The following is a 23,197-nucleotide window of genomic DNA, read 5'->3' on the forward strand; positions in this document are numbered from 1 at the left end:
CGTGATCGACTGCGTATGGTCGAGAGAGACAGGGCGACGGGCTTCTTCCTGGGACTCGCCTGTGGCGACGCCCTCGGGCGGCCGGTCGAGTTCCAGTCGGCCGCCCAAATAGAACGGACTCACGGCCGCGTCACCGAGATGCTGGCCGACGGCACGCACGGCCAGCCGGCTGGCCGGATCACCGACGACACGGAGATGGCCCTCTGTATCGCTCGCAGTCTCGCCGAACACGGTGAGTTCGTCCCCGAGGACATCGCCGCCCGGTTCGTCGAGTGGTACGAGAGCGACCCCTTCGACATCGGGCTCATGACGATGGATGCGCTCCGGCAGATCCGCGACGGCGCTAGCTGGGACGAGGCCGGTCAGGCCGTCTGGGAGTCGCGCCCCGAAGGCCAGAACGCCGGCAACGGCAGCGTGATGCGGTGTGCGCCGTATGCCATCGCCTTCGCCGATCAACCCGACCGACTCGCCGAGGTGAGTCGCCAGTCGTCGGCGATCACCCACGCCGACCCGCGATGCACGGCCGGCTGTGCGATCTTCAACCGGGCGCTCGCAGGACTGCTCACTGGGGAGTCTCGACCGCTCGAAGTCGCACTCGATGCCCTCGGGAGCGAAGCTCCCGACGAACTCGTCACCGCGCTCGAAGCCATCCCGGACGGTATCGATCCATCCGCCCTCCAGTCGAGCGGCTACGTCGTCCACACGCTCCAGACTGGGCTCTATCACGGGCTGACTGCCGACAGCGCCGAGGACGCGATCGTCGCGGCAGTCAACATGGGCAACGACACGGACACCGTGGGTGCCGTAGCTGGCGCGGTCGCCGGTGCGCGCTTCGGTGTGGCTGGGCTCCCGGAACGGTGGTGCTCCGAGCTGTCCCACGACGACGAACTCCGAACACTCGCCGCGGAGATCGCGACGCTGTAGGACAACTCGCTTGACGGCCCTATCAATGTAGTCTGAGATTTAAATACGAGAACGCCTCAGCGCTGCCCGAATGCACTGTGCTAATCTACCGACGTGCAGCCGCGGTTCGGTTTGTCGTGCCCCCGCAGGGGTGCGGGCTCGTTCAAGTAGTCCGCTGTTCCAACAAATGAACTACTGTCTAGTCTGTCTCGAATGGCGTATCGAGTTACAACTGACGGCGGAATGCTCGGGGTACAGTACCCTAGGCTCTGCGCTTTCCTCAGGTGATGCTGATGTCTGAACACACATGCCCAACGTGTGGACGCGTGCTCGCTTCCCAACGGGGCGTTGCGGTTCATCATTCACGATCTCACGGGGAAAAGCTTCCAAACCGGTCCTGTAAGACCTGTGGCGCGGATTTCTATTCAGAATACGAAAAGCGGTACTGCTCAGAATCCTGCCGAAGCCAGGGTGTCTCGTATGAAGGGGAAGACAATCCAAACTACAGTGGCGGACGGCAAACGACGACCTGCCAGATATGCGGCGATATATTCGAGTTCTATCCGTCAGAGAAGGAGGGGAAGTACTGCGGATCGTGCGTCGAAGCGGAGACATGGCAGGAAACACCCAGTCTGGCTGGAGATGCAAATCCAAACTGGAGCGGGGGCAAACAACAAGTCGCCTGTGCAGTGTGCGGAGATTCAGTCAAACGATGGCCCAGTGAGATGGCAGAGATCGCTGTCTGCAGCGAAACGTGTCGGCAAGAGTGGCTGGCAGAGAACTTCACCGGTGAAGATCACCCGAACTGGAAAGGGGGTGGAAACATAGAGTACGGCCCCGGATGGAACAAAGTCCGACGTGAAGCTCTAGAGCGCGATACTCATACATGCCAAAGTTGCGGAATATCTGCTGAAAAACTTGACCGGAATCCAGACGTTCATCATATCGTGCCAGTACGGTGGTTTCTCGATACCGACGGGTACTCACTCTCCGATGCACACTCGCTCAACAATGTGATCTCACTCTGCCCAAGCTGCCATCGGAAGGCGGAGTTCGGAACGATCGCTACTGAAACACTCTGTGCAGAGATCGGAACCAGTCCTGAGCAACTTCCTCCAGCCAATTCTCGTGAGCAATGAGAGTGCGAGCGCCACCAGCTGGTATGGTAATATCCGTTATGTTTCTGACCACAGATCGGGAGGTTTGCTCGCCTTAGTACCAGAGCGGCCTATATTCTAGGGGTGATAAAATATCAGTCCGGGTGTGAGAATCGAACCCACGTCTCAGCCTCCACAAGGCTGAAGGATAACCACTACCCTAACCCGGACACGCTTCGGAGGCAGTTTTGGGTAGCAGGTTTGAATTGAAATACGTTACGACTCCCGGGCCGGCGTGTGACGCGGCGCCACGCACCGGCCCGCAACGCCGGGGCGCTGAACAGTGCACACCCACCGAGTCACTTCGCCGTCGCTATCGGCTGTCGTCGCGCCCGCGGCCGTAGTTCGACGTGCCGGATCGCCTCCAAACTGTCGCTGCTGGGAGAAAGCCGAGAAAATCGCCCCGAAGGCGACGAAAATCGTGGAGGGGTGCCGGGGTGGCCGTAGCGGCGGGTTACCGCTCGACGGCGACCGCGGCGTCGGACTGGAGCCAGGCCTGGTCGTTCTCGGTGTCGTGGACGAGCGTGATCTCGTCGTCGCCGTGGCCGTACTGGGTCGTGATGTACCGCTGGGGGCCCTGTTCGTCGTGGTCGTGCGTCGCGTCGTGGTGTGTCGTGTCGGTCATTGTGATCGAGGGGACAGTCACGGGTGGTCGCCCCGTGAGCGCTTCAGATACGGGTAGGATCCGTTCGGGGGTAAGTATCCCTTCAATGCCTGTTACCCCTGGGCGACCCCCCACGCTATGAGTGTAGCCCCCCAGGGTGGGACGGCCGCGAGCGGAGCGATAGGGTCGGATTATCGAACGGCGACTGTTCTCTCACGACGGCCCGCGCGGAGAACGAGCACGCTACCGACTCCGCTCAGGTCGCTCAAACGACGGACACGCACGCCGAGACTCCTGATTTGAGACGTGGATCGTCGTGAGATGCATCAATATCGCGGTCGTACTCGTCGGCGATCATCTCCAGTGCCGGTTCGTAATTTACCCGATACTCCATCATGTGCTCGATCGTCTCATCTAACGGAATGACCGGGTTGCCGTCGAGCCACTCACGAGTGATACCGCCCGAGGTGGGGAACAAGACATACGAAACGGTCCCGTCATGGTCGGTTGGGTCAGGCCGGTCTTCGATCGTACAGGGCAGCCCGAATTCGTCGAAAAACGCCGTCCACCGGTCGACATCCTGAGTAGCGACCTGGATGAAGATCGGGTAGTCGTCGTGGCCGCGGGCAATCTGATAGCCCCCGTGTGTCCAGACGTAGACACTGTCGATCTTCGTATACGCGAACGGCATTCCGGCGAAGTGTGGAATCACGTAGGCCTCGTCGATCGAGGCTACCGACCGAGAGATAGCCGCGATCAGCTCGCGGTAGCGGTCTCGAACGGTGTAGTCGTCGACGTATACCCCGTCGTCACGTCGGACGAACCCCGCTTCCTCCAGCCGTTCGATCCAGTCGTAGACCCACGAGTAGGAGCCGTCGATCTTCTGGGCGACCCGACGGATCGAGTCGCCCGGCCGAGCCGCCAACATGATTTTCGCGGCCGTCTCGTCGACGTACTTCATCATCGCTAGGTATCGGTATCGCATCTAACGATATGAGTGTCGTCCCCGTGATTTCGACTCAGAATATCGCTCTACAGATAGCCAATCCGTAGATCAGGACTCCGCCTCGGCGCGGCGTTGGATAACGAACCACGGTGTCGCCGAGACCGGCAAAGGATAGTACTCTTCCTCACGACGGAGAGTCAAAACCCAGCAACTTTACGTCCCGTGCAGCGACCGTACGTGGTCATTCGGAGAATTGGTAGCGATCTTCGATAGTCTGGGCGAACTCGAATGCTTTCACGAGCTGGACGTGACTCTCGTATCCGTGTTCGGAGAGTGCACGCTCGAGTCCGCGAAACGCCGGAATATCGTTCGTATATATCGCCACCGACTCCGCCGTCCCGTGTTCGAGAAGCGTCGCCGTAACACCGCCCAGTGCTGCGTCCGCTTGTTCGATTTCGTGCTCGGGTCGTTCGTCAGCGGTGGCGATGTATTTGCGAACCATATCCATCGTCGCCGAAACGACAGGGTTCGAGTAGTCGACTTCGTCTGTAACTTCGACCCATCCGTCCTCGATAGCTCGCTTGACGGGTGGAACATCGTAGGGATGGAAGTCCGGTGTCAACTCCTCGTACACTCGCGGCGGGATGTGAAGGGTGATATCGTATTCAGCAACGGCCCGTCTCAGAAGATCGACGGTGTCGTAGCGTTCGAATCGGACGAACAGATTCGTATCGACCACATGTCTCTCGGTAGCTGGAAATAGTGGGGACGGCATGCTGAATTACGTCTCGTCGACGGCGGCGTCGAGCTCGTCCATATCGACAGTCGAGGGAAGTTCCGGTTCGACCTCGTGAATTATCTCCTGGAGTTCTTGCAGAATCGTCTCGGCTTCGAGGACCGTGATGTCCTGCTCTCGAGCCATGATTCGGGCGTTCATACGGTCCTGCACGTAGGCACGGGCGTACTCGACAGCGGTCGCGAGGCCACTGATGCCGTGCCGGTCGAGATAGACATCGATGTTCTCGTTGGAGTCACGATTGCCGAGAGCGACCAGGAGCGTCGGTGTGATCTGGACGGATTCTTCGCCCACCGTGACGTTCACGTCTACCTGTCGAATCTGGTATCGATGTGGCTGTTTCTCAGTCACTCGTTCCAGAGCGCCGACTTCCACGAGGTGGTGTACGTCTTCGTACACTGTCGTCTGAGAGATATCGACTCCGTCCGCGAGTTCTTCGACAGTCGGGGAGCCATGCTCGAAGACACGGGCATAGAGTGATGCGAGCCGCTCGCTCTGGAGGAGGTCCGACACGGCCAGCATCATGTCGAGCGGGTGGTCGTTGGAAACAGCCGATTCAGCCATGTATTTTGTTTTCCGCGGAATATTGAAAAGACTGTCGGTGGGGGTCCAGTGCGACTGGTCGTTCAACCGAAGGCCCAGAGCTTTTGTCCGCTGTGGCCGCTTCTGCAGTAGAACCCCGAATCGACAGCGCTCACAGTGGAGATCGTATCCGAGGGGACCCGGCACGAGGACCTCAATATAGCCCGGAAAACACAGCGTATCGAACGGCCCGCACGCTTAACCGGGCGGACGGCGTCCTCGGCGGTAGAACGCCATGGGGCAGGACGACGCCGACGGAATCGATCCGGATGCCGACACAGTGGACGCGACTCGTACGTCCCGCCCGGCCGACGAACAGGCCGACGCGCTGGCCGCGCTGGGCAACGAGCACCGCCTGGCGATCCTCCTCGCGCTGGGCGACCGCGAGTCCGCGACGCGGACGAACGGCCTCGAACTCACGTTCTCGGAGCTGTACGACGCCGTCCCCGTCGAGAGCACGTCCCAGTTCTCCTATCACCTCTCGCAGCTGGTGGGGCCGTTCGTCGCCGAGACCGGCGAGGGCTACCACCTCACCTACCCCGGCGACAAGATCGTCCGCGCCGTCCGGTCGGGACTGTACGAGACGACGCCGTCGTTCGACCCGGTCCCGATCCCGGGTGCCTGCGTCGGCTGCGGCGAGAGCGACCTGCAAGCGCGCCTCGACGACGAGCGGTTCGTCGTCCGCTGTCGCGCCTGCGACCGCGCGCTGCTGTCGGACTCGTTCCCGCGGAGTCAGGCGAGCGAGCGCTCGCCGGCCGAGGTCGCCGAGAGCTTCGGCTACCGGATCTGGAGCACCTACCTCCTGATCCGCGGCGACGTGTGCCCGGAGTGTTACGGCCGGGTCGAGCGCCGGGTGGACGCCCACGAGGGTCACGAGACGCCCGGAGACGCCGGCCGATACACCTTCGCCGCGGTCTGTCGGACCTGTGACTTCACGATCCACCTCCCCATCGAAGTCCCCGCGGTCTTCCACCCGCGGGCGGGCGCCTTGCTGGACGAGCACGGCTTCGCCCCGCTCGATACGCCACTGTGGGAACTGTTCGAACTGTTCGTCTCCGGGGCGTGGACGACCGACGTGCGCTCGACCGACCCGCTCGACGCCCGCTTCGAGATCGACCTGGACGGCGACGCGCTGGCGCTCGCGATGGACGAGTCGTTCGGCGTCACGCCGGTCGACCGGCTCGACCCGTCCTGACACCGGCGGCAATTCACCCGAGGACGGTACCGATGGGCCCCACTACCGCTCGAAGATCTTTGAGTAAGCGCCTTGTTATATGTAAATAATTCAATAATACTTATCGTACCCGGTGGTGGAGTAGTGGTGTGAACGGGACAACGAGCGCGGACGGCGCGGCGGGCGCGGAGGGCGGCGGCTGATGGCGGCGATCGACCTCGACGGGCTGACCAAGCGCTACGGCGACGTGCTGGCGGTCGACGACCTCGACCTAGAAGTCGAGGAGGGCGAGATTTTCGGCTTCCTGGGTCCGAACGGCGCCGGGAAGTCGACGACCATCGACGTGTTGCTGGATTTCGTCCGGCCCACGTCGGGGTCGGCGACGGTGCTGGGGCTGGACGCCCAGGCCGACAGCCTGGCGGTCCGCCGACGGATCGGCGTCCTCCCCGACGCCTACCACGTCTACGACCGCCTCACCGGGCGCCAGCACCTCCAGTTCGTCGTCGACTCGAAGGACATCGCCGGGGCCGACATCGACGAGATCCTGGAACGGGTGTCGATCACCGAGGCGGCCGACCGGAAGGCCGGCGGCTACTCGAAGGGGATGCGCCAGCGGCTCGTCCTCGCGATGGCGCTGCTGGGCGACCCGGATCTCCTGATCCTCGACGAACCCTCGACCGGGCTGGATCCCAACGGCGCCCGGCAGATGCGGGAGATCATCGAGGCCGAGAACGACCGCGGGACGACGGTCTTCTTCTCCAGTCACATCATGGAGCAGGTCGAAGCGATCTGCGACCGCGTGGCGATCATCAACCGCGGGCGGCTCGTGGCCGTCGACTCCATCGACGGGTTGCGCGGCCAGACCGAGACGGTGACGACGCTCGAAATCGACGTTGGCGGCGCCGACGCCGACGACGCCGAGGCGATCCGCAACCGCATCTACGTCACGAGCGCGGCGCTGGCGGGCGACCGGCTGGAGGTGACGCTGACCCGCGACGGCTCGAAGTTCGAGGTACTCAAAGCCCTCGACGAGCGCGGCGTCGAGATCCGCGACTTTGCGATCGACGAGTCCTCGCTGGAGGACCTCTTCGCCGAGTACACGACCGAGACACAGGAGGTTCCGCAGTGAGCACGCTCGCCATCGCGAAGAAGGACTTCCGCGACGCCGTCCAGTCGCGGGCGCTGTGGGGGCTACTGGCCGTCTTCGTCGTCCTCTCGGTCGCGCTCACGTACGCCTACGTCGAGTTCCCGGCGCTGGTCAGCCCCGGGGTCGAACCGTCGCTCGGCGGGCTGGTCTTCTTCACGGCGGGGATCGTCAGCCTGTTCGTCTCGCTGTCGGCCATCGTGATCGGCTACAAGGCCATCGCCGGCGAGCGGGAGATCGGCAGCGTCAAGCTCCTGCTCGCGCTTCCCCACCGCCGGCGGGACGTACTCTTCGGCAAGCTACTGGGCCGGACGGCGGTCCTCTCGCTGGCGCTGGCGGTCGGACTGGCCGTCGGCTTCGGGTTCGCCTTCGCCATGCTGGGCTCGCTGGACGTGGCGACCGTCCTCGTCTTCCTGGCCGTGACCCTCCTCTTTGCGGCGGTGTACGTCTCGGTCGTGGTCGGCATCTCGGCGACGACCGGCTCGACCTCGCGGGCGACGACGCTGGCCATCGGCTTCTTCGTCGTCTTCGAGTTCCTCTGGGACGTGGTGCCCATCGCCGCCGTCTACGTCGCCAACGGCTTCGCGCTCCCCCGGCAGATGCCCGACTGGACGTTCCTCGTGATGCAGGTGCCGCCGTCGACGGCCTACACCGCCGCCCTCACCGCGCTGCTGCCCGGCGTCGCCGACTCGCTGCCGACTCAGACGTTCACCGGCCAGGGAATCGACGCCTTCTACGCCGTCCCCGAGATCGGCTTCGCCGTCCTCGCCGCCTGGCTGGTCGTCCCGCTCGCGGTCGGGTACTTCCGCTTCGACGCCGCGGACCTCTGAGGACGGTCGCGCCGTCCGGTCCGTCGCAGTGACAGGCCAGTCCCCGGGGTGCCAGGGCGAGTGAAGCGGGTCGCGGCTCGTCACCGGTCCGCCACCTCGCACTCCGGCGGGGCCGCGCTCACTCGATGTCGCGAGACCGGAAGCGCCAGTAGCCGACGGCGACCGGGACGACGAACCAGAACGCGAGCACGCCCGCCAGCAACAGGCGGCGCGGGCCCGAGACGAGCCCGAGCGAGCCGTAGGCGTTCGCGGGGTTTGCCCACTGGAGGTAGTGGTACCACTCCGCCGGCGACCCGGGGGCGAACGCGAGGTCGCCGCCCCGCGGGAACTCCCCCTCGACCAGCCAGTAGGGGACGCCGACGAGCGTCCGCCACAGCCTGGTGATCAGCAGGATCGCGCCGAACGACGCCCCGATGGCGGTGATCCGCCCGCCAGCGAACGCGGAGATGCCGACCGCGATCCCGAACAGCGAGAGGCCGACCCCGACCATGGCGGCGACCCCCAGCGCGAGCGGCCCGAGGTCGACCGTCGTCGGCCGGACCCACAGGATGGTCACCGCCGCGAGGGCGCCGGCGAGCACCGCGGCGACGTAGAGCGCGGCTCGGCCGGCCAGCTTCCCGACGATCACGTCCCGCCGGGTGACCGGATACTCGGTCACGACCTTGAGGCGGCCGGTCTCCGTCTCGTCGACGACGGCGAGCGCACCGAGCAGGACCGTCGCGATGACGACCGGATACGGCGTCCCGAGTTCGCCGAACAGCGGCCCGTACGCCGTCCCCAGCGCGGAGAGCGACGCCTCCCCCGCCGCGCTCGAGCCCGGGACGCGCAGCGCGGCCAGGACGAACTCGCCGACCAGCACGACCACCAGTGCCGGGACCAGCCAGGACCGTCCGATCGCGGCCAGGTCCGCCAGCGCGTAGCTCAGCGCCGGGCGGTCCCGGACCGACACCGGAAGCGAGGGCGTCGGGAGTTGCGGCCGGGGCACGGAGACTTCGTCGAGCCGCCGGCGGAGTGCCGCGAGTCGGCCGCCCGCTCCGGCGTCGAGGTCCTGGTTCCGGAACCGGAGGTAGCCGACCGCGACCGGGACGACGCCCCACGCGACCAGCACGCCGAGCGAGAGCCAGTCGATAGCCCCATGGAAGTGGTTCGCGCCGGTGTAGGCGTTGTTCGGGTTGAGCACCTGGAGGTACTGGATCGCCCCCGGGTCGGTCGCGATGACGAAATCAAGCTCTCCCTGAACTGGAGGGCGGCCGTTCAGGAACCGGAAGGCCGGCCGGACGACGACCCCCTCCCAGTAGTTCGCGAAGAAGACGTACACGCCCAGCGCCAGCGCGAGCGCGCGGAGGCGCGTGCCAGTGACCAGCGAGGCTGCGACGGCGATACCGAAGTACGCGAGCGCGAACAGGAGCGTCAGCACGGTCGCGAGCCCGAGCGCGGACGGCGTGACCCCTTCGAGGCGGACGACGATCACCGCGACGGCCAGCGCCTTCGCGGCCAGGACGACCGCCGCCAGGACGAGGCCCCGGCCGAGGACCTTCCCGACGACCAGGTCGCGCCGGGCCAGCGAGACCCCCGAGAGGACGCGCAGGCTGCCGCGCTCGCGCTCGGCGGCCACCGCGAGCGCGCCGACCAGTATCGCCGCCAGGGCCACCGGCCGCTCGAAGCCGTTCAGCAACACGAGCGCCATGCGGTCCGCCGATGAGTTCGCGAACAGCGCTTCCGAAGCCCGCACGACCAGCGGGAGGGTGACGACCCCGATCAGCCCGACCAGCGCCCACACCAGCCGCGACCGTCGGGCCTCGCGAACCTCCTTGTGAGCGACCGTCAGCGCGTTCACGGCCGTCCCTCCGCGACCGCGGTCCCGCTCCCGGATTCCCGGTCCGTGTAGGCGGCGAACAGGTCCTCCAGCGACGGGTCCCGGACGGTCACGTCCTCGGCCGTCATGCCCGCCGACTCGACCCGGCGGATCACCGCCGCCTTCGCGGCCGGGTCGCGGCAGCGTACCCGGAGGGTGCCGTCGTCGGTCGCCCGCCCGGTGACGCCCTCGATGTCGTCGAACTCGACCGGCCTGACCTCGTCGACGTGTACCGCGACCCGGGACTCGGCGCCCAGCGACCCCCGCAGCCCGGCCAGGGAGTCCTCGGCGATGAGCTCGCCGTCGCGGAGGATGCCCACCCGGTCGCAGAGCCCCTCGACCTGGTCGAGGATGTGACTGGAGAAGAAGACGGTCGTCCCGCGGTCGAGTTCCTCGCGGACGATTCCCCGCAGGTCGACCATCCCGTTGGGGTCAAGCCCCGACGACGGTTCGTCGAGCACCAGCAGGTCGGGGTCGCCCACGAGCGCCATCCCGAGGGCGGTCCGCTGGGTCATCCCAGTCGAGTAGCCGCCGACGCGCCGGTCCCTGTCCTCGGCGTCCAGGCCGACCCGCTCCAGAACCGCATCGGGGTCGTCGTCGGCGCCCTGGAGGTCGTTCGCCAGCTCGATGTGCTCGCGGCCCGTCAGCCGGTCGTAGAGGGCGTATCCCTCCGGGAGGATCCCGGTCCGCTCGCGGACGGCCGTCGACTCGCGCCCAGCGTCCAGCCCGAACACCGTCGCGCTGCCCTCCGTCGCCGTGGCGTACCCCAGCATGACGTTGATCGTCGTCGACTTGCCGGCGCCGTTCGGACCGAGGAAGCCGTAGGCCTCGCCCGCCTCCACTTCGAGGTCGAGGTCCTCGACCGCCGTCGTCCCGCGGTACGTCTTGGTCACCCCGTCCAGATTGATGACAGCCATCGGTACGTTCTGGATCGTATGCTATTATCGAGCACACATTAACCCACGGACGTGTCCGTTCGAAGTCACGACCGGGCCGGCCGGGCGGGGACGGATCGTCGGCGCCGCCGAGGGCGAAGCCTTTACCGGGCCGGCCGCGTACTCGCTCGCAAATGGTACTCGACGATCTGGGAACGTCGCTCCGGAGCACGCTCAACGACCTCCGGGGACAGTCCCGCATCTCCGAGGAGGACGTCGAGGAGGTCGTCAAGGACATCCAGCGGTCGCTGCTGCAGGCCGACGTGGACGTGGACCTGGTGATGGAGCTGTCGGACTCCATCAAGACCCGCGCGCTGGAGGAGGAGCCGCCCGCCGGCACCTCCGCCCACGACTGGGTGCTGCGGGTCGTCTACGACGAACTCGTCGACCTCGTCGGCGACTCCACCGAGTTGCCCCTCGAATCGCAGACCATCATGCTCGCCGGCCTCTACGGGTCGGGGAAGACCACCACCTCCGCCAAGATGGCGTGGTGGTTCTCCAAGAAGGGCCTCCGGCCGGCCATCATCCAGACCGACACGGACCGACCGGGCGCCTACGACCAGTCCAAGGAGATGGCCGAGCGCGCCGAGGTCGACTTCTACGGCGACCCCGACGCCGACGACCCCGTGCAGATCGCCCGCGAGGGGCTCGAAGCGACCGAGGACGCCGACGTGCGCATCGTCGACACGGCGGGTCGGGACGGCCTCAACGAGGAGCTCATCGACCAGATCGAGGACATCGAGGAGGAGGTCCAGCCGGACCGGGACCTGCTCGTCCTCGACGCGGCGATGGGCCAGTCCGCCAAGGACCAGGCCCAGGAGTTCGAGGACTCGATCGGCATCGACGGCGTCGTCATCACGAAGCTCGACGGGACGGCGAAGGGTGGGGGCGCGCTGGCGGCCGTCAACGAGACCGGCTCGTCGATCGCCTTCCTCGGGACCGGCGAGACCGTCCAGGACATCGAGCGCTTCGAGCCCTCCGGGTTCATCTCCCGGCTGCTCGGGATGGGCGACCTCAAACAGTTGACCGAGCGCGTCGAGCGGGCGATGGAGGAGACGGGCGAGGAGGAGGACGACTGGGACCCCGAGGACATGATGGAGGGGAAGTTCACCCTCCACGACATGCGCAAGCAGATGGAGACGATGAACAAGATGGGGCCGCTCGACCAGGTGATGGACATGATCCCGGGGATGGGCGGCGGGCTCATGGACCAGTTGCCCGACGACGCGATGGACGTGACCCAGGAGCGTCTGCACGACTTCGAGGTCGTCATGGACTCGATGACCGACGAGGAACTGGAGAACCCGCGGGTCGTCGGCAAGAGCCGCATCGAGCGTATCGCCCGCGGCTCGGGCAAGCCCGAGGAGCGGATCCGCGAGCTGCTCGAACAGTACAACGCGATGCGCCAGATGCTCGACCAGTTCCAGGGCATGGGCGACGCCGACATGGAGCGGATGATGAAGCAGATGCAGGGCGGCGGCGGTGGCGGCGGCATGGGCGGTATGGGCGGCATGGGCGGCGGCGGTGGCGGCGGCCCGTTCGGCGACTGAGCTACCCGTCATTCTCCGCGCCGTCGGCCGTAGCTTCGGCGCCGTTCCCGCCGGCGTCCACCGCGTCGCCATCGCCGTCGCCGTCGATGTCGCGCCGGTCTAGCTCCGCTTCGACCTCCTCGGCGACCGTATCGTCGAGTTCGGCTTCGACTTCCTCGGCCACGGCGTCGTCCAGTTCCGCCTGGACTTCGGCTTCCACCGCGTCGTCGAGTTCGGCGTCGACCTCCGCCGCGACGGCGTCCTCGACTTCGGTCTCGACGGTCTCTTCCACTTCGGCCTCGACCGCGTCCTCCACTTCGGCCGCAACGGCGTCTTCGACCTCTTCGGCGACGGCGTCGTCGACTTCGGCCGCGACCTCGGTTTCGACGCGGTCGTCGAGTTCGTCCGCGACGGCGTCGCCGACCTGGTCGTCGACGGCGTCGGCGACCTGACTCTCGGCCTCGGCGGAGACGGCGGATTCGAGGACGCGCTCGTAGATGGCCATCTTCTCGTAGACCCGCAGGAGGTAGCCGACGACGAGCCCGCCCTCGAAGGCGGCCACGCGCGGGTCGACGCGGACCGCGAGGAACGCGAACCCGCCGACGAACAGCAGGCCGTAGGCCAGCTCGACGTAGAACTGTGTCTCGCGCTCGGTGCGCTCGTCGCGTCGTGAGGGGAACCCGGTCATGGTCGTGACGGGAGTGCGGTTCACCCGACGAGGTGGAGCCGCTGGGCGGCCTCGAACGTCGCGAACGAGACCAGCCCCGCGACCGTCGGGGAGGCGACCCAGGTGGCGACCACCCGCTTGACCGTCCGCGGGTCGAACAGGTCCAGCTGGTCGCTGGCCCACGTCGCGCGCTCGGCCTCGCCGAGGCCCTCCGGGCGGACCAGCGCCGACAGCGGGACCCGGCGGCTGGCCCGGCCCCACCCGAGGCCGATCACGCAGGTCGTCAGCATGATCGCCAGGCTCGCCGGGATGCCCGCCCAGCTCAGGCCGGTGATGACCGTGGCGGCGACGGTCTCGACGACCAGCGCGGCCTCCAGCGACAGGTCGGTGATGTCGTCGCCGACCGTCTCCATCGTCCGCGGGCCCAGCAGGAACGCGCCGGCGCCGATGGCCGCGCCGCCGAGCGCGACGCCCGGGAGCATCCCGACCGCCCCCGAGCCAACCAGCGGCGCGACGGCGTTGGCGACGTTGCTCGCGCCCGCCGAGAACGCCATGTAACAGCCGATCCCGGTCACGAGCAGTTCCACCAGCCCGTCGCGGTCGCCGGCGAGGCTGTCGAGGCGGCCCACCACGTCGTCGTAGAGGTACCGGCCGAGGAACGCACACACCCAGAAGGCGACGACCGGGGCGACGAGCCACCAGACGACGACGGTGCCGACGGTCGCCCAGTCGAGCCCGCCCAGCGCGGCGCCCATCCCGACGACCGTCGCGACGGCCGTGATGCTGGTGCTCGTCGAGACGCCCAGGACGTTGCCCAGCAGGATGCCCAGGCCGACGAACAGCAACACGACCGCCGACGTTGCGGGCGTGAAGTACGACCCCGGGACGAAGCCCGTCCCGAGCGTGTCGACGACGTTGGTCCCGACGGTGAACCCGCCGACGAGCGCGAAGGCCGCCATCAGCGTCGACGCCTGGCGCATCGAGACGACGCCCCCGCCGGTCGCCGGCCCGAACGCCGCACCGGTCGAGGAGCCGCCGATGTTCACGCCGACGAACACCGCGACCGCGACCGCGAGTCCGAGGAGCACGTTCACTGTCGTCACCTCCGCGAACGGTGTCACGTTCGAACTGCGAACGACATCGCGTTCGAACTGCGGACAGCGTCACGTCCGAACTGCAACGGCGTCACGTCCCGGGACTGCGGGGTCCGGCGTCACCGCGGACGACGCGACCCGCGGCTGTCGCGCCGGTGCGGGACACGTCCGCCGATGCGTGACTGTCTGCGGATCCGCCGCGGGCACGCAGAACCGCGGCCCGCAACCGACTGCGACGAGAACGGGCGCCAGCGGACGACGCCGTCGCTGACGCCCCCGATTCCGGTCGACGATCGATTGCGGTTCGTAATAAAATCCTCGAACCGTGCGGATCGGTACCGAACGTCGGTGTCCGCGGAGAGACCGACCGCCGTCGCCGGGCCGGGCGCTCCCGGCGGCGTCGGGGTCCGGACCGGTTCGGGATCTGATACACGAAACGGGTTTCGGCGGGTCGGCCCAAACGGGTGCATGCGCGTCACCCTCATGGGAACCGGGGACGCGGTCGGCGTGCCCGCTCCGCTCTGTGACTGCGAGTACTGCGCCGCCAGCGAGCGCCGCCGGCGCCCGGCGGTGCTGGTCGAGGTCGACGACCGGCGGCTCGTCCTCGACATCGGCCCCGACATCGCCGACCAGCTCCACGAGATGGAGGTCTACGACGTGGACGGCTTCTTCGCGACGCACGCCCACTTCGACAACTACTGGGGGATCAACGAGCTCAACCAGGCCGCGATGGACACCCACGTCCGGAACGAGGCCGAGTTCGACCACCCGACCTTCGGCAAGGAGGTCACCGTCTACGGGTCGCGACCGGTCCGGACGTTCACCGAGGACACCTTCCCGCACATCCTCGACCACGTCGAGTACGTCCCGCTCGACCCCGACGAGGCGGTCCGCACCGACGCGTTCGACGTGCGGGCGTTCGCCATCGACCACGGCACCAAGACCTTCCCCACGCAGGGCTACGCCGTCTCGACCGGCGACTCGACGGTCGTCTACGCGCCCGACGTGGACAGCGTCGACTCGGTGCCCGACTTCTGCACCGGCGCCGATCTGCTCTTCTTCGACGGGTCGGTGCTCGGCGCCGAGTTCCACGGCGACGCCGACGACCTCCGGGCGGGCGCCCGCCGCTTCGACGCCGACCGGGTCGTCGCCACGAACGTCTCCGAACACATGCTCGAACGCCACACCGACGAACTCGACGACGCCTCGTCGTTCGAGGTCTGGAGCGACTTCGACCGCGTCGCGCTGTAGCCCGGCCCCGCAGGGGACGGTTCGAGTCCGGGTCCGGGTCCAAGTCCCAATTCAGCGGCCGAAAGCAGTCACGGGGTCAGCCGCGTCACGGAGAGCCACTCGACACCGTCCGGGTCGCCGGCGTCCTCGGCGTTCTCGGCGTCCTCGCCGTCGACCAGCGCGAACACCATCTCCTTGCGGACGCCGTGGGCGAGCCGCACGTCCAGCGCCAGGTCGCGGGGAGAGAAGGTGTGACCGCGTTCCAGCACCCGGACGAGCAACTCGGAGTGGCCCAGGTCGTCGACGGACGCCACGTCGGCGTACGTCCGGAAGTCGGCGCCGAACTTGTAGCCGGTCTTCGGGACGAGCCCGCGCTCGCGCAGCGACTCGTAGACCCGCAGGCGGCGGTCGAACCGTTCGCCCTCGACCTCGCGACCGCGCTCGACCACCGCCTCCGCCCCGCCCTCCACGTCGAGGACTCCCTCGCCGGCGAGGTAGGCGGCTTCGAGCAGGGAGAGCTGGATCACGTCGCCCGCCTGGTCGTCGAGCGGCTGGCCGTAGAACCCCTCGTCGTAGAGTGCGGCCGGCGGGTCCCAGAGGAACAGCCGATCCGAGAGGAGGTCGCCCTCGACGCCCGCCGGCAGGTCCGTCTCGCTGGTCCCCGACACGTCGCGGTGTTCGGTCGCCAGGTAGGTGAGCGCGCTCTCCTCGTCGACGACGGCCAGCACCAGGTTCCCGAGGTCAGTCCCCGGCACCGCCTCGCGCTCGCTGACGACGGCTACGCGGTGGGCCACCTCGTCGTCCCACGGGCCCGAACCACGGGGGTAGACCACGAAGTCGACTGCCGGGTCGTCGACCGCGTCGCGGGCGGCCGGCGCGTCGCTCCACCCCTCGCGTGCGGGCGAGAGGTAGAACCCGCGGTCGCGCAGGTCCTTGTAGACGAGGAAGGCGATCTCCGAGACTGCGGCGGAGCTGAGGAAGGCGCGGAAGTCCATCGCGGCGCCGTCCGGCCCCTCGACGGCCGCCAGGTCGCCGCGGTAGAGCAGGTGGGCCGCCTCGACGGGCGCGAGTTCGAGCGCGCCCCCGTCGACCGGGTGGCCGTAGCCGCTGGAGTCGTAGAACCGCTCGCGGGCCCGCTCGCCCGCCCTGACCACGTCCCCCGAGAGCGTCGCGTGCATGTACGAGAGCAACCTGCCGGCGCGGAAAGCACCTGCGATCACGGGTTGGGAGGGGTATCCAAAAGACACACCACACCGCCGGATGACCACGGGGCATGGACGCGGTCTGTTTCGACATGGACGGCGTGCTGGTCGACTCGGAGGACTACTGGCACCCCTACGAGCGCGAGGAACTGCTGTCGCTGGTCGGCCTCGAAGACCTGGATCTCGACGAGATCACGGGCATGAACTACCGGGAGATCTACGAGTACCTCGACGGGACCTACGGGATCGACATCGACCGCGGAGCGTTTCTCGGCTGGTACGAGGAGACGGCGACGACCGTCTACGGCGAGGACGTGCGCCTGCTCGACGGCACCGACGAGTTGCTCGCCGAGTTGCGCGACCGCGGGGTCACGCTCGCGCTGGTCTCCTCGTCGCCCCACGACTGGATCGACGTGGTGCTCGACCGCTTCGACCTGGCGTTCGACGCGGTCGTCAGCGCCGACGCGCTGGACGGGCCCGGCAAACCGGAGCCGGCGGTCTACGAACACGCCGCCGACCGGATCGGCGTCGACCCCGCCGACGCGGTTGCCGTCGAGGACTCCGTCCACGGGATCGAGTCGGCGAGCCGCGCGGGGATGCACGTCGTCGGCTTCCGCCACGGCGCCGCCGACGAGACCGACCGGAGCCGCGCCGACTACGTGGCGAACTCCCCCACGGATCTCCGGGAGCACCTGCTGGCCCGCGCCGACGGCGAATCCGCGTGACCCGGTCCGCCGCTACGTCTCCGCGCAGTCGGTGTCCAGACAGCGCCGTCCGGACGGCGTCTCGAAGACGGGGAGCCCGCAGTCACAGGTCCCGTCGACGACGCCGGTGGGGATCCCGAAGCCGGTGTCACACTCCGGGTAGCGCTCGCAGCCGGCGATGAGCCCGCCGCGGCGGAGGATCCGCAGGTCGCCGTCGCAGTTCGGACAGTCCCACTCGCGGTCGAAGCGCTCGGCCACCCGGTCGTCGATGGACTGACAGTCGCGGTCGATACACACCTCGAACGTGTCGCCTCGCTCGACTCGAAGCAGGGGGAGCCCGCAGACCGGGCAGGTCTCCTCCAGCACCGCGCCGTCCCGTGGGACCGAGTACTCGTCATCGCAGTCGCGACACAGCACGGAGCCGCCCGCGAGCACGAGCCGCCCCTCGCAGGTCGGGCAGTCACCGACGGGAACGCCCGCCGGCGAGACGGGGTGGCGAGCTGCGCCGTGCTCGTCGTGGACCTCGACGCGGAGGTGCTGGTCGCCCTCGCGGGCGTCGAGGACGCCGTCGACGAACTGGACGCTCTCCGCTCGCGTGAGCCAGGCGACCGGCTGGTAGCCGTCGGCGTCGTGGACCAGTACCGTGTTGTCCGGCTTGACCACCGTGACCACGTCGCCGCGGTGTTCGCGATCCGTTCGCCCGTCGAACGTCGCCGTGCAGTCGCCCGCGACGACGCGCACCTCGTCGTGCATGGGTCGGCGTGGCCCGGCTTTCGGACTTAAAGTTCAGGAGCGAGCGGCAGTGCGAGAGGGGCGGCGGGTGTGGCCGGTGGGGAGGCGGCAGGTGACCGCGGGGACCGGACCGTCGGTCTCTCGGGGGCGGAGGGAGCGATTCGGTGTCGGGAGGGGAACCGTGGGCTCGCTCACTCCTGCTTGTGACCGTGGCCGACGCGGAGGGCGACGACGTTGGCGAGCAGCAACCCGACGAACAGCGGGGCCTGCTGGGCGACCGACCCGGAGACGACCATCGCGAGCATCGCGAACGGGAGGACGACCGCCGACCAGAAGCCGGCGAACCGGGCCGAACCGACCGCGAGCGACTGGAGACGCTGTACGCCGCTGGTCGTGGGGAACTCGGGGGCGGACCGACGGAAGGGGGAGGCGCTTGACATCGTTCGTCACCTACCTCCCACTTGCATCGGATACCCCATATAAAGGGACGACCGCTAGGGTGATTTCGCGCCATTTCTCCCGATCAACCCGATTTTACCCCTCCCGGACCGACCTTTCAGTTGGCCGCCTAACGTTTTACGACCTAACCAGAATCGCTTAGAAGATTTAAAACCGAATCTGAGTGGTGAAAAGACAGTTCCTGTATGCTTTCGACAGGTGTCGACGCACACCACGTCTCGGGTCGAATTCGAGGGGTGGTCGGGCGGTCGGCGCGGTCGGCCCGCGGAGTCGGGTGGGTGGTCCGCGCAGTCCGACGAGTCGAGGGCGCGGCGCCTGGGCGGGCGCGCCGGACGGTCACTCGACCCGGACGGTACGGGTCTCGACGACGGGGTGGAGCGGCAGTTCCGGGAAGGCGACCTCGACGGCGTACTCCATCTCGTCGGCGGTCCCGCCGAAGACCCCGACGGGGAGGTCGGCCTTGCCGAGATAGCGGTTCTTCGCCGTCATCTCGACATCGTTGACCGTGACGCGCAGGCCCGCGCGGGCGTCGCCGCCGACGTTGCGCACGGTGACCTCCCGCATGTCGTTCTCGCCGGTGGCGACGCTGTCGGGGAACTCGCCCCACTCGACGACGACGTTCGGGAGGTCGCCGGCGCTCTCGACGACGCGCTCGGCGACGCCCTCCGAGAGGCCCGCGGAGACGAGGCCGGAGACGCCGGCCTCGCGGACCTCGGCGGGCGTGGTGATCCCCTCGGCGGCGAGCTTGCTCGCGCGGCCGGAGCCGACGCCGTCGATGGCGGTGAGCCCGACCGCGTCGTCGCTGATGCCGTTCTCGATGCGCGCCTCGATGCGGCAGGCGAGGTTGGCGGCCCCGGCGCCCGCGAGCCGGTCGAGGAAGGCCCTGAGCGCGGCGAGCAGGCGCAGAGTGTTCTGGGTGATGACCCACGCATCGCTCTGGAGTTCGCCGGGCGTCGTCCCGCGCATCCGCGACTCGAGGATGGCCAGCACCTTCCGGCCGCCCGGGTCGAGGTCCTCGGTCTCGCCCAGCACCGCCGCGACGGCGTCCCGTTCGTCCGAGCGGGCGCTGACGCTGTCGAACTCCGCCGCGGTCGCGACCGCTCGCAGGATCCCGTCCTGGTCGAGGCCGTCTTCGTCCGCCCGCTCCGCTAGATCGGCGAACTCCCGGGCGGTGTCGAGCCGCAGGTAGAACTTCGAGGCCAGCCGCCCGAGCGCGGTGGGTTCGAGGCGCATGTCCTCCCGTTCGACGAACCCGCGGTCGACGAGCGAGCGCAGCGTGTCGCTGACCCGCTCGCGCAGCGCGCTCTCGGAGGCGTACTCCTCGGGGGCGCTGCGGGCGCGCACGTAGTAGAACGTCGTCTCTAGCCAGTCCATCACGTCCTCGATGTCGCCGACGGTCCCCAGCGCGATCTCCGCGTTGAGGTGGGCATCCAGGTCCTCGGCGAGCCGCGATTCGATCTCCTTGCCGTCTCGAAGTAGCGCCCGGTACTTGTCGGCGTCCGAGGAGTCACAGACCACCCAGGCGTAGCCCTTGTCGTCGTAGCCCGGTCGGCCGGCCCGCCCGAGCATCTGCAGCACGTCCAGCGGGCTCATGTCCACCTCGCCCTCCAGGGGGTCGTGGAGCTTGGTATCCCGGATGACGACACAGCGGGCGGGGAGGTTCACGCCCCACGCGAGCGTCGAGGTGGAGAACAGCAGTTGCAGTTTTCCTTCCTTGAACCACTGCTCGACGAGGTCCTTGTCCTCCTTCGAGAGGCCGGCGTGGTGGAAGCCGACGCCGTCGAGCACCGACTGCCGGAGCGTCTCGTTGGACAGGTCGGCGGCGTCGTTGTGGAAGTCGTAGTCGCCGCGGGCGCCCATCGGGATGTCGCGCTCGACGATCTCGTCGCGGGCCTTCTTGGCGGCCTGGACGGTGTCCTGTCGCGAGGAGACGAACACCAGCGCCTGCCCCTCGTCGCGGATGTGCGGTTCGGCGATGTCCAGGGCGCGGTAGAGCCGGCGGTACTTGTCGGCGAAGGCGTTGTCACCGTGGGTGTAGGTCCGCACGTCGGCGTGCAGCGGGACCGGCCGGTAGTCGTCGCCGAACTCGAAGGTGTTGTCGGCGGGGGCGTCCAGCCACCCGGCCACGTCGTCGACGTTCGGCATCGTCGCCGACAGCGCGACCACGCGCGGGTCGCAGAGCCGGCGCAACCGCGAGACGGTGACCTCCAGCACCGACCCCCGCTTCTCGGAGTCGAGCAGGTGGACCTCGTCGATGACGCAGCAGTCCACGTCCGTGATGAACGAATAGCGCGGCGAGTCGTGTTTGCGCGTCGCGGAGTCGGCCTTCTCGGGGGTCATCACGAGGATGTCCGCCCGCTCGGCGCGGCGCGGGTTCAGGTCGCGCTCGCCGGTGACGACGTACACGGAGTAGCCCAGGTCCTCGAAGCGCTCCCACTCGCTCTCCTTCTCGTTGGTGAGCGCGCGCAGGGGGGCGAGAAAGAGGGCGGTCCCGTCGGCTTCCAGGGCCTCGCAGATGGCGACCTCGGCGAGGGCGGTCTTGCCGCTGGCGGTCGGCGCGCTGACGACGACGTTGTCCTCGGAGTCGAGCAGCGCCGGCAACACCTCACACTGCATCCGGTTGAACCGCTCGAAGGGGAAGGCGTCGGCGTAGTCGGGCAGCACCTCGGAAACCGCCAGCTCCGTCTCGCCGTCGGCGTGCCGTGACACGAACGAATCCGGGTGCCCCGTGGGCATATGCGTTTCTATGGCGGAGTGGAAGTGGTCGGCGGGGACGGTCGGGCCCGGTGGATGCGGTCGGAGTCCGCGGGCGCGGTCAGGCAGTACCGTCCCCGTTCAGTCCGACGCGGCGGCGTCGTCGGCGGCGCGGTCGAGCATCCCGCGGTCGGCCGACCGGTAGAAGTACGCGGCCAGCCAGAGGGCGGCGGCGACGTTCGACAGCGTGACGCCCCAGAAGACGGCCGCCACGCCGAGGTCGAGGGCGTAGGCGCCGACGACGGCGACCGGGAGCCGCACCGCCCAGTACTGGGCGAGCGTCGAGTACATGCTCACGTCGGTGTTGCCGGCGCCGTTGAAGCCGGCCTCGACCGTGTAGATGACCCCCAGCGCCCAGTAGCCGTAGGTGAGGACCTGGAGGTACAGGACCGTGTACTCCAGGGCCTGCCCGGAGAGGTCGGGCACGAACACGTGAGCGATAGGGGCGGGGACGAGCCACTGGACGGCCCCGAACACCGAGAGCCCGAGCGCCGCGATGGCGGCGCCGATCCAGGTCGCGCGACGGGCGCGGGAGGGCTGTTCGGCGCCGAGGTTCTGCCCGACGACGCTGGTCGCGGCCTGTGCGAGGCCCTGCGCGGGGACGAACGCGACGGTGGCGACCTGCGAGCCGATGTGGTAGGCGGCGAGGGCCGCCGGTCCGCCGACGGCGGAGACGACGCCGATCATGCCGACGCGCGCGACCTGCCGACCGCCGTACTGGCCGGCGACCGGGAGGCCAACGTCGACGACGTCGCGGGCCGTGTCCAGGTGCGGGCGGAGCGCGTCGCGGGTCATCCGGAACCCCTCGCGACCGCGCGCGGCGAGCGCGACGGCCAGCAGCGCACCGGCGCCGTAGCCGATGGCGGTCGCCAGCGCCGCGCCGAACAGCTCCAGCCGGGGGAACGGGCCCCACCCGAGGATCAACAGCGGGTCGAAGACGACGTTGACGACGATGGCGGCGAGGTTGACGTACAGCGCCGCGCGCGTGTCCCCCCAGCCGGTGAACCCGCTCTCCAGCGTGTCGCTCGCCGCGGTCGTCACGAGCGCCAGCGCGTAGGCCGTCAGGTAGCTGGCGGTCGCCGACGCGACCGCCGCGTCGTCGGTGAACAGCGCCGCGACCGTGTCCGCCCCGACGACGAGCGCCGCGCCGATCACCGCGGCGAGGGCGACGGCGGCCGCCGCCGCCGTGAACGGGACCCGCCGCGCGGCCTCGGTCTCGTCGGCGCCGACGCGCTGGGAGGTGACCACCTGGCTCCCGGTGAAGAAGGCCCGGAGCGGGACCGTCAGCAGCGCGACGACGACCGTCGCCAGCCCGACCGCCGCGACCGCCGTCCCCCCGAGCCGCCCCACCCAGAACAGGTCGACGACCGACTGGGCGACCAGCGCGAAGTTCTGGGCGACCAGCGGTCCCGCCAGGACCACGAGCGCGCGCGACAGCGAGCCCCCGACGATGTCGTCGCGCGTCACCTCGAACATATCCGACGATCCCGTGCCGATACATGTTAAATATTTGTTTCTACCTGTTGAATTTTCCACCGAACCGTTCGGTGACATTTTGGCGGTCGGCGTCGTCGCCGTACGCGTGAGCCCCCCACTCGCCCCGCCGGTCGCCGCCGGCCTCCAGGTCGCGGTCGCCGTCGCCGTCGGCGCGGCGGTCCGGTGGCGCGCCCGCTCGGCCTACGAGGGGCCGGCGGCCGACGACGAGACGGCCGTCGCGCTCCGTCGCCTCCGGCGGCGCGGCGTCGCGGTCGGTGCCGTCGTTGACGTCGCTGGCGACCGAGCGGACCTGGCGGACGGTCATGTCATGGTCGAGGACGGCCCACGCGAGCTGGAGGCGGGCGGCGCCGGCGACGCGGGCGATGTGCTTGGCGGCGGTGGGGGCGATCTCGCCCATCGCGAC

21 protein-coding genes, 1 tRNA gene and 1 pseudogene are annotated in these 23,197 nt (G+C 68.4%); 8 read left to right on the plus strand and 15 right to left on the minus strand.

What is annotated here, in order from left to right; genetic code table 11:
• Nucleotides 1-15 precede the first annotated feature (15 nt).
• Nucleotides 16-924, plus strand: coding sequence for an ADP-ribosylglycohydrolase family protein (locus ACMGFG_RS10250; RefSeq protein WP_436930243.1), 909 nt, complete (start codon nt 16-18; stop codon nt 922-924).
• Nucleotides 925-1,628: 704 nt separating this feature from the next.
• Nucleotides 1,629-2,042, plus strand: coding sequence for an HNH endonuclease (locus ACMGFG_RS10255; RefSeq protein ID WP_436930244.1), 414 nt, complete (start codon nt 1,629-1,631; stop codon nt 2,040-2,042).
• A gap of 116 nt (nt 2,043-2,158) precedes the next feature.
• On the opposite strand, the gene ACMGFG_RS10260 is transcribed toward ACMGFG_RS10255, so the two are convergent.
• From ACMGFG_RS10260 to ACMGFG_RS10280, 5 genes are all read right to left on the minus strand, one after another.
• Nucleotides 2,159-2,230, minus strand: a tRNA-His gene (locus tag ACMGFG_RS10260).
• Nucleotides 2,231-2,514: 284 nt separating this feature from the next.
• A complete protein-coding gene (locus ACMGFG_RS10265; RefSeq protein ID WP_436930245.1) occupies nt 2,515-2,685 on the minus strand; it encodes a DUF7331 family protein in 171 nt (56 codons plus the stop codon).
• A 244-nt stretch (nt 2,686-2,929) separates the two neighbouring features.
• Nucleotides 2,930-3,625 carry a helix-turn-helix domain-containing protein gene (locus ACMGFG_RS10270; protein ID WP_436930265.1) on the minus strand — a complete coding sequence of 232 codons (696 nt, stop codon included), beginning with the start codon at nt 3,623-3,625 and terminating at the stop codon, nt 2,930-2,932.
• A gap of 226 nt (nt 3,626-3,851) precedes the next feature.
• Nucleotides 3,852-4,349: a PIN domain-containing protein gene (locus tag ACMGFG_RS10275; protein WP_436930246.1), complete on the minus strand. Its 498-nt coding sequence runs from the start codon at nt 4,347-4,349 to the stop codon at nt 3,852-3,854.
• A 42-nt stretch (nt 4,350-4,391) separates the two neighbouring features.
• Nucleotides 4,392-4,970, minus strand: coding sequence for a DUF7437 domain-containing protein (locus tag ACMGFG_RS10280; RefSeq protein ID WP_436930247.1), 579 nt, complete (start codon nt 4,968-4,970; stop codon nt 4,392-4,394).
• A 253-nt stretch (nt 4,971-5,223) separates the two neighbouring features.
• Between ACMGFG_RS10280 and ACMGFG_RS10285 the strand changes: the two genes are divergently transcribed.
• From ACMGFG_RS10285 to ACMGFG_RS10295, 3 genes are all read left to right on the plus strand, one after another.
• Nucleotides 5,224-6,183 (plus strand): ArsR/SmtB family transcription factor, encoded by a 960-nt coding sequence (locus ACMGFG_RS10285; protein WP_436930248.1) that lies wholly within the window; start codon nt 5,224-5,226, stop codon nt 6,181-6,183.
• A gap of 181 nt (nt 6,184-6,364) precedes the next feature.
• Nucleotides 6,365-7,291: an ABC transporter ATP-binding protein gene (locus ACMGFG_RS10290; protein WP_436930249.1), complete on the plus strand. Its 927-nt coding sequence runs from the start codon at nt 6,365-6,367 to the stop codon at nt 7,289-7,291.
• Nucleotides 7,288-8,136 carry an ABC transporter permease subunit gene (locus ACMGFG_RS10295; protein ID WP_436930250.1) on the plus strand — a complete coding sequence of 283 codons (849 nt, stop codon included), beginning with the start codon at nt 7,288-7,290 and terminating at the stop codon, nt 8,134-8,136. The genes ACMGFG_RS10290 and ACMGFG_RS10295 overlap by 4 nt, the downstream gene beginning before the upstream one ends.
• 118 nt (nt 8,137-8,254) lie before the next feature.
• Here the strand turns inward: ACMGFG_RS10295 and ACMGFG_RS10300 are convergent, their stop codons facing one another.
• Together ACMGFG_RS10300 and ACMGFG_RS10305 are read right to left on the minus strand one after the other, a co-directional pair.
• Nucleotides 8,255-9,973, minus strand: coding sequence for an ABC transporter permease subunit (locus tag ACMGFG_RS10300; RefSeq protein ID WP_436930251.1), 1,719 nt, complete (start codon nt 9,971-9,973; stop codon nt 8,255-8,257).
• Entirely contained in the window at nt 9,970-10,908 is a 939-nt protein-coding gene (locus tag ACMGFG_RS10305; RefSeq protein ID WP_436930252.1) for an ABC transporter ATP-binding protein, read from the minus strand. Before ACMGFG_RS10305 ends, ACMGFG_RS10300 begins: the two co-directional genes overlap by 4 nt.
• 152 nt (nt 10,909-11,060) lie before the next feature.
• On the opposite strand from ACMGFG_RS10305, the gene ACMGFG_RS10310 reads away from it, so the two are divergent.
• A complete protein-coding gene (locus ACMGFG_RS10310; protein ID WP_436930253.1) occupies nt 11,061-12,476 on the plus strand; it encodes a signal recognition particle protein Srp54 in 1,416 nt (471 codons plus the stop codon).
• Nucleotide 12,477: 1 nt separating this feature from the next.
• Here ACMGFG_RS10310 and ACMGFG_RS10315 read toward each other — a convergent pair whose 3' ends face one another.
• On the minus strand, nt 12,478-13,143 hold the full coding sequence (locus tag ACMGFG_RS10315; protein WP_436930254.1) for a hypothetical protein: 666 nt from the start codon (nt 13,141-13,143) through the stop codon (nt 12,478-12,480).
• A 20-nt stretch (nt 13,144-13,163) separates the two neighbouring features.
• Nucleotides 13,164-14,216 carry an inorganic phosphate transporter gene (locus tag ACMGFG_RS10320; RefSeq protein WP_436930255.1) on the minus strand — a complete coding sequence of 351 codons (1,053 nt, stop codon included), beginning with the start codon at nt 14,214-14,216 and terminating at the stop codon, nt 13,164-13,166.
• Between the two features lie 468 nt (nt 14,217-14,684).
• Between ACMGFG_RS10320 and ACMGFG_RS10325 the strand changes: the two genes are divergently transcribed.
• Nucleotides 14,685-15,467, plus strand: coding sequence for an MBL fold metallo-hydrolase (locus tag ACMGFG_RS10325; RefSeq protein ID WP_436930256.1), 783 nt, complete (start codon nt 14,685-14,687; stop codon nt 15,465-15,467).
• 68 nt (nt 15,468-15,535) lie between these two features.
• Here the strand turns inward: ACMGFG_RS10325 and endA are convergent, their stop codons facing one another.
• The gene (gene endA, locus ACMGFG_RS10330) at nt 15,536-16,624 is read right to left on the minus strand and encodes a tRNA-intron lyase (protein ID WP_436930257.1); all 1,089 of its coding nucleotides are present in this window, start codon (nt 16,622-16,624) and stop codon (nt 15,536-15,538) included.
• A 95-nt stretch (nt 16,625-16,719) separates the two neighbouring features.
• On the opposite strand from endA, the gene ACMGFG_RS10335 reads away from it, so the two are divergent.
• Complete coding sequence (locus tag ACMGFG_RS10335) at nt 16,720-17,373, plus strand: HAD family hydrolase (protein WP_436930258.1); 654 nt, start codon at nt 16,720-16,722, stop codon at nt 17,371-17,373.
• Nucleotides 17,374-17,385: 12 nt separating this feature from the next.
• Here the strand turns inward: ACMGFG_RS10335 and ACMGFG_RS10340 are convergent, their stop codons facing one another.
• The 5 genes and pseudogenes from ACMGFG_RS10340 to ACMGFG_RS10360 form a co-directional block, all read right to left on the minus strand.
• Nucleotides 17,386-18,105: a DUF91 domain-containing protein gene (locus ACMGFG_RS10340; protein WP_436930259.1), complete on the minus strand. Its 720-nt coding sequence runs from the start codon at nt 18,103-18,105 to the stop codon at nt 17,386-17,388.
• 170 nt (nt 18,106-18,275) lie between these two features.
• Nucleotides 18,276-18,524, minus strand: coding sequence for a DUF8028 family protein (locus tag ACMGFG_RS10345; protein ID WP_436930260.1), 249 nt, complete (start codon nt 18,522-18,524; stop codon nt 18,276-18,278).
• A gap of 355 nt (nt 18,525-18,879) precedes the next feature.
• Complete coding sequence (locus ACMGFG_RS10350) at nt 18,880-21,222, minus strand: DEAD/DEAH box helicase (protein ID WP_436930266.1); 2,343 nt, start codon at nt 21,220-21,222, stop codon at nt 18,880-18,882.
• 156 nt (nt 21,223-21,378) lie between these two features.
• Nucleotides 21,379-22,773, minus strand: a complete 1,395-nt coding sequence (locus ACMGFG_RS10355) for an MATE family efflux transporter (protein WP_436930261.1) — start codon at nt 22,771-22,773, stop codon at nt 21,379-21,381.
• A gap of 259 nt (nt 22,774-23,032) precedes the next feature.
• Nucleotides 23,033-23,197 (minus strand): annotated as a pseudogene (locus ACMGFG_RS10360) (DUF7119 family protein); the annotation flags it as partial.

The organism is Halosimplex halobium (genome assembly GCF_051414055.1).
In the GTDB taxonomy this organism is placed as follows: Archaea; Halobacteriota; Halobacteria; order Halobacteriales; family Haloarculaceae; genus Halosimplex; species Halosimplex halobium.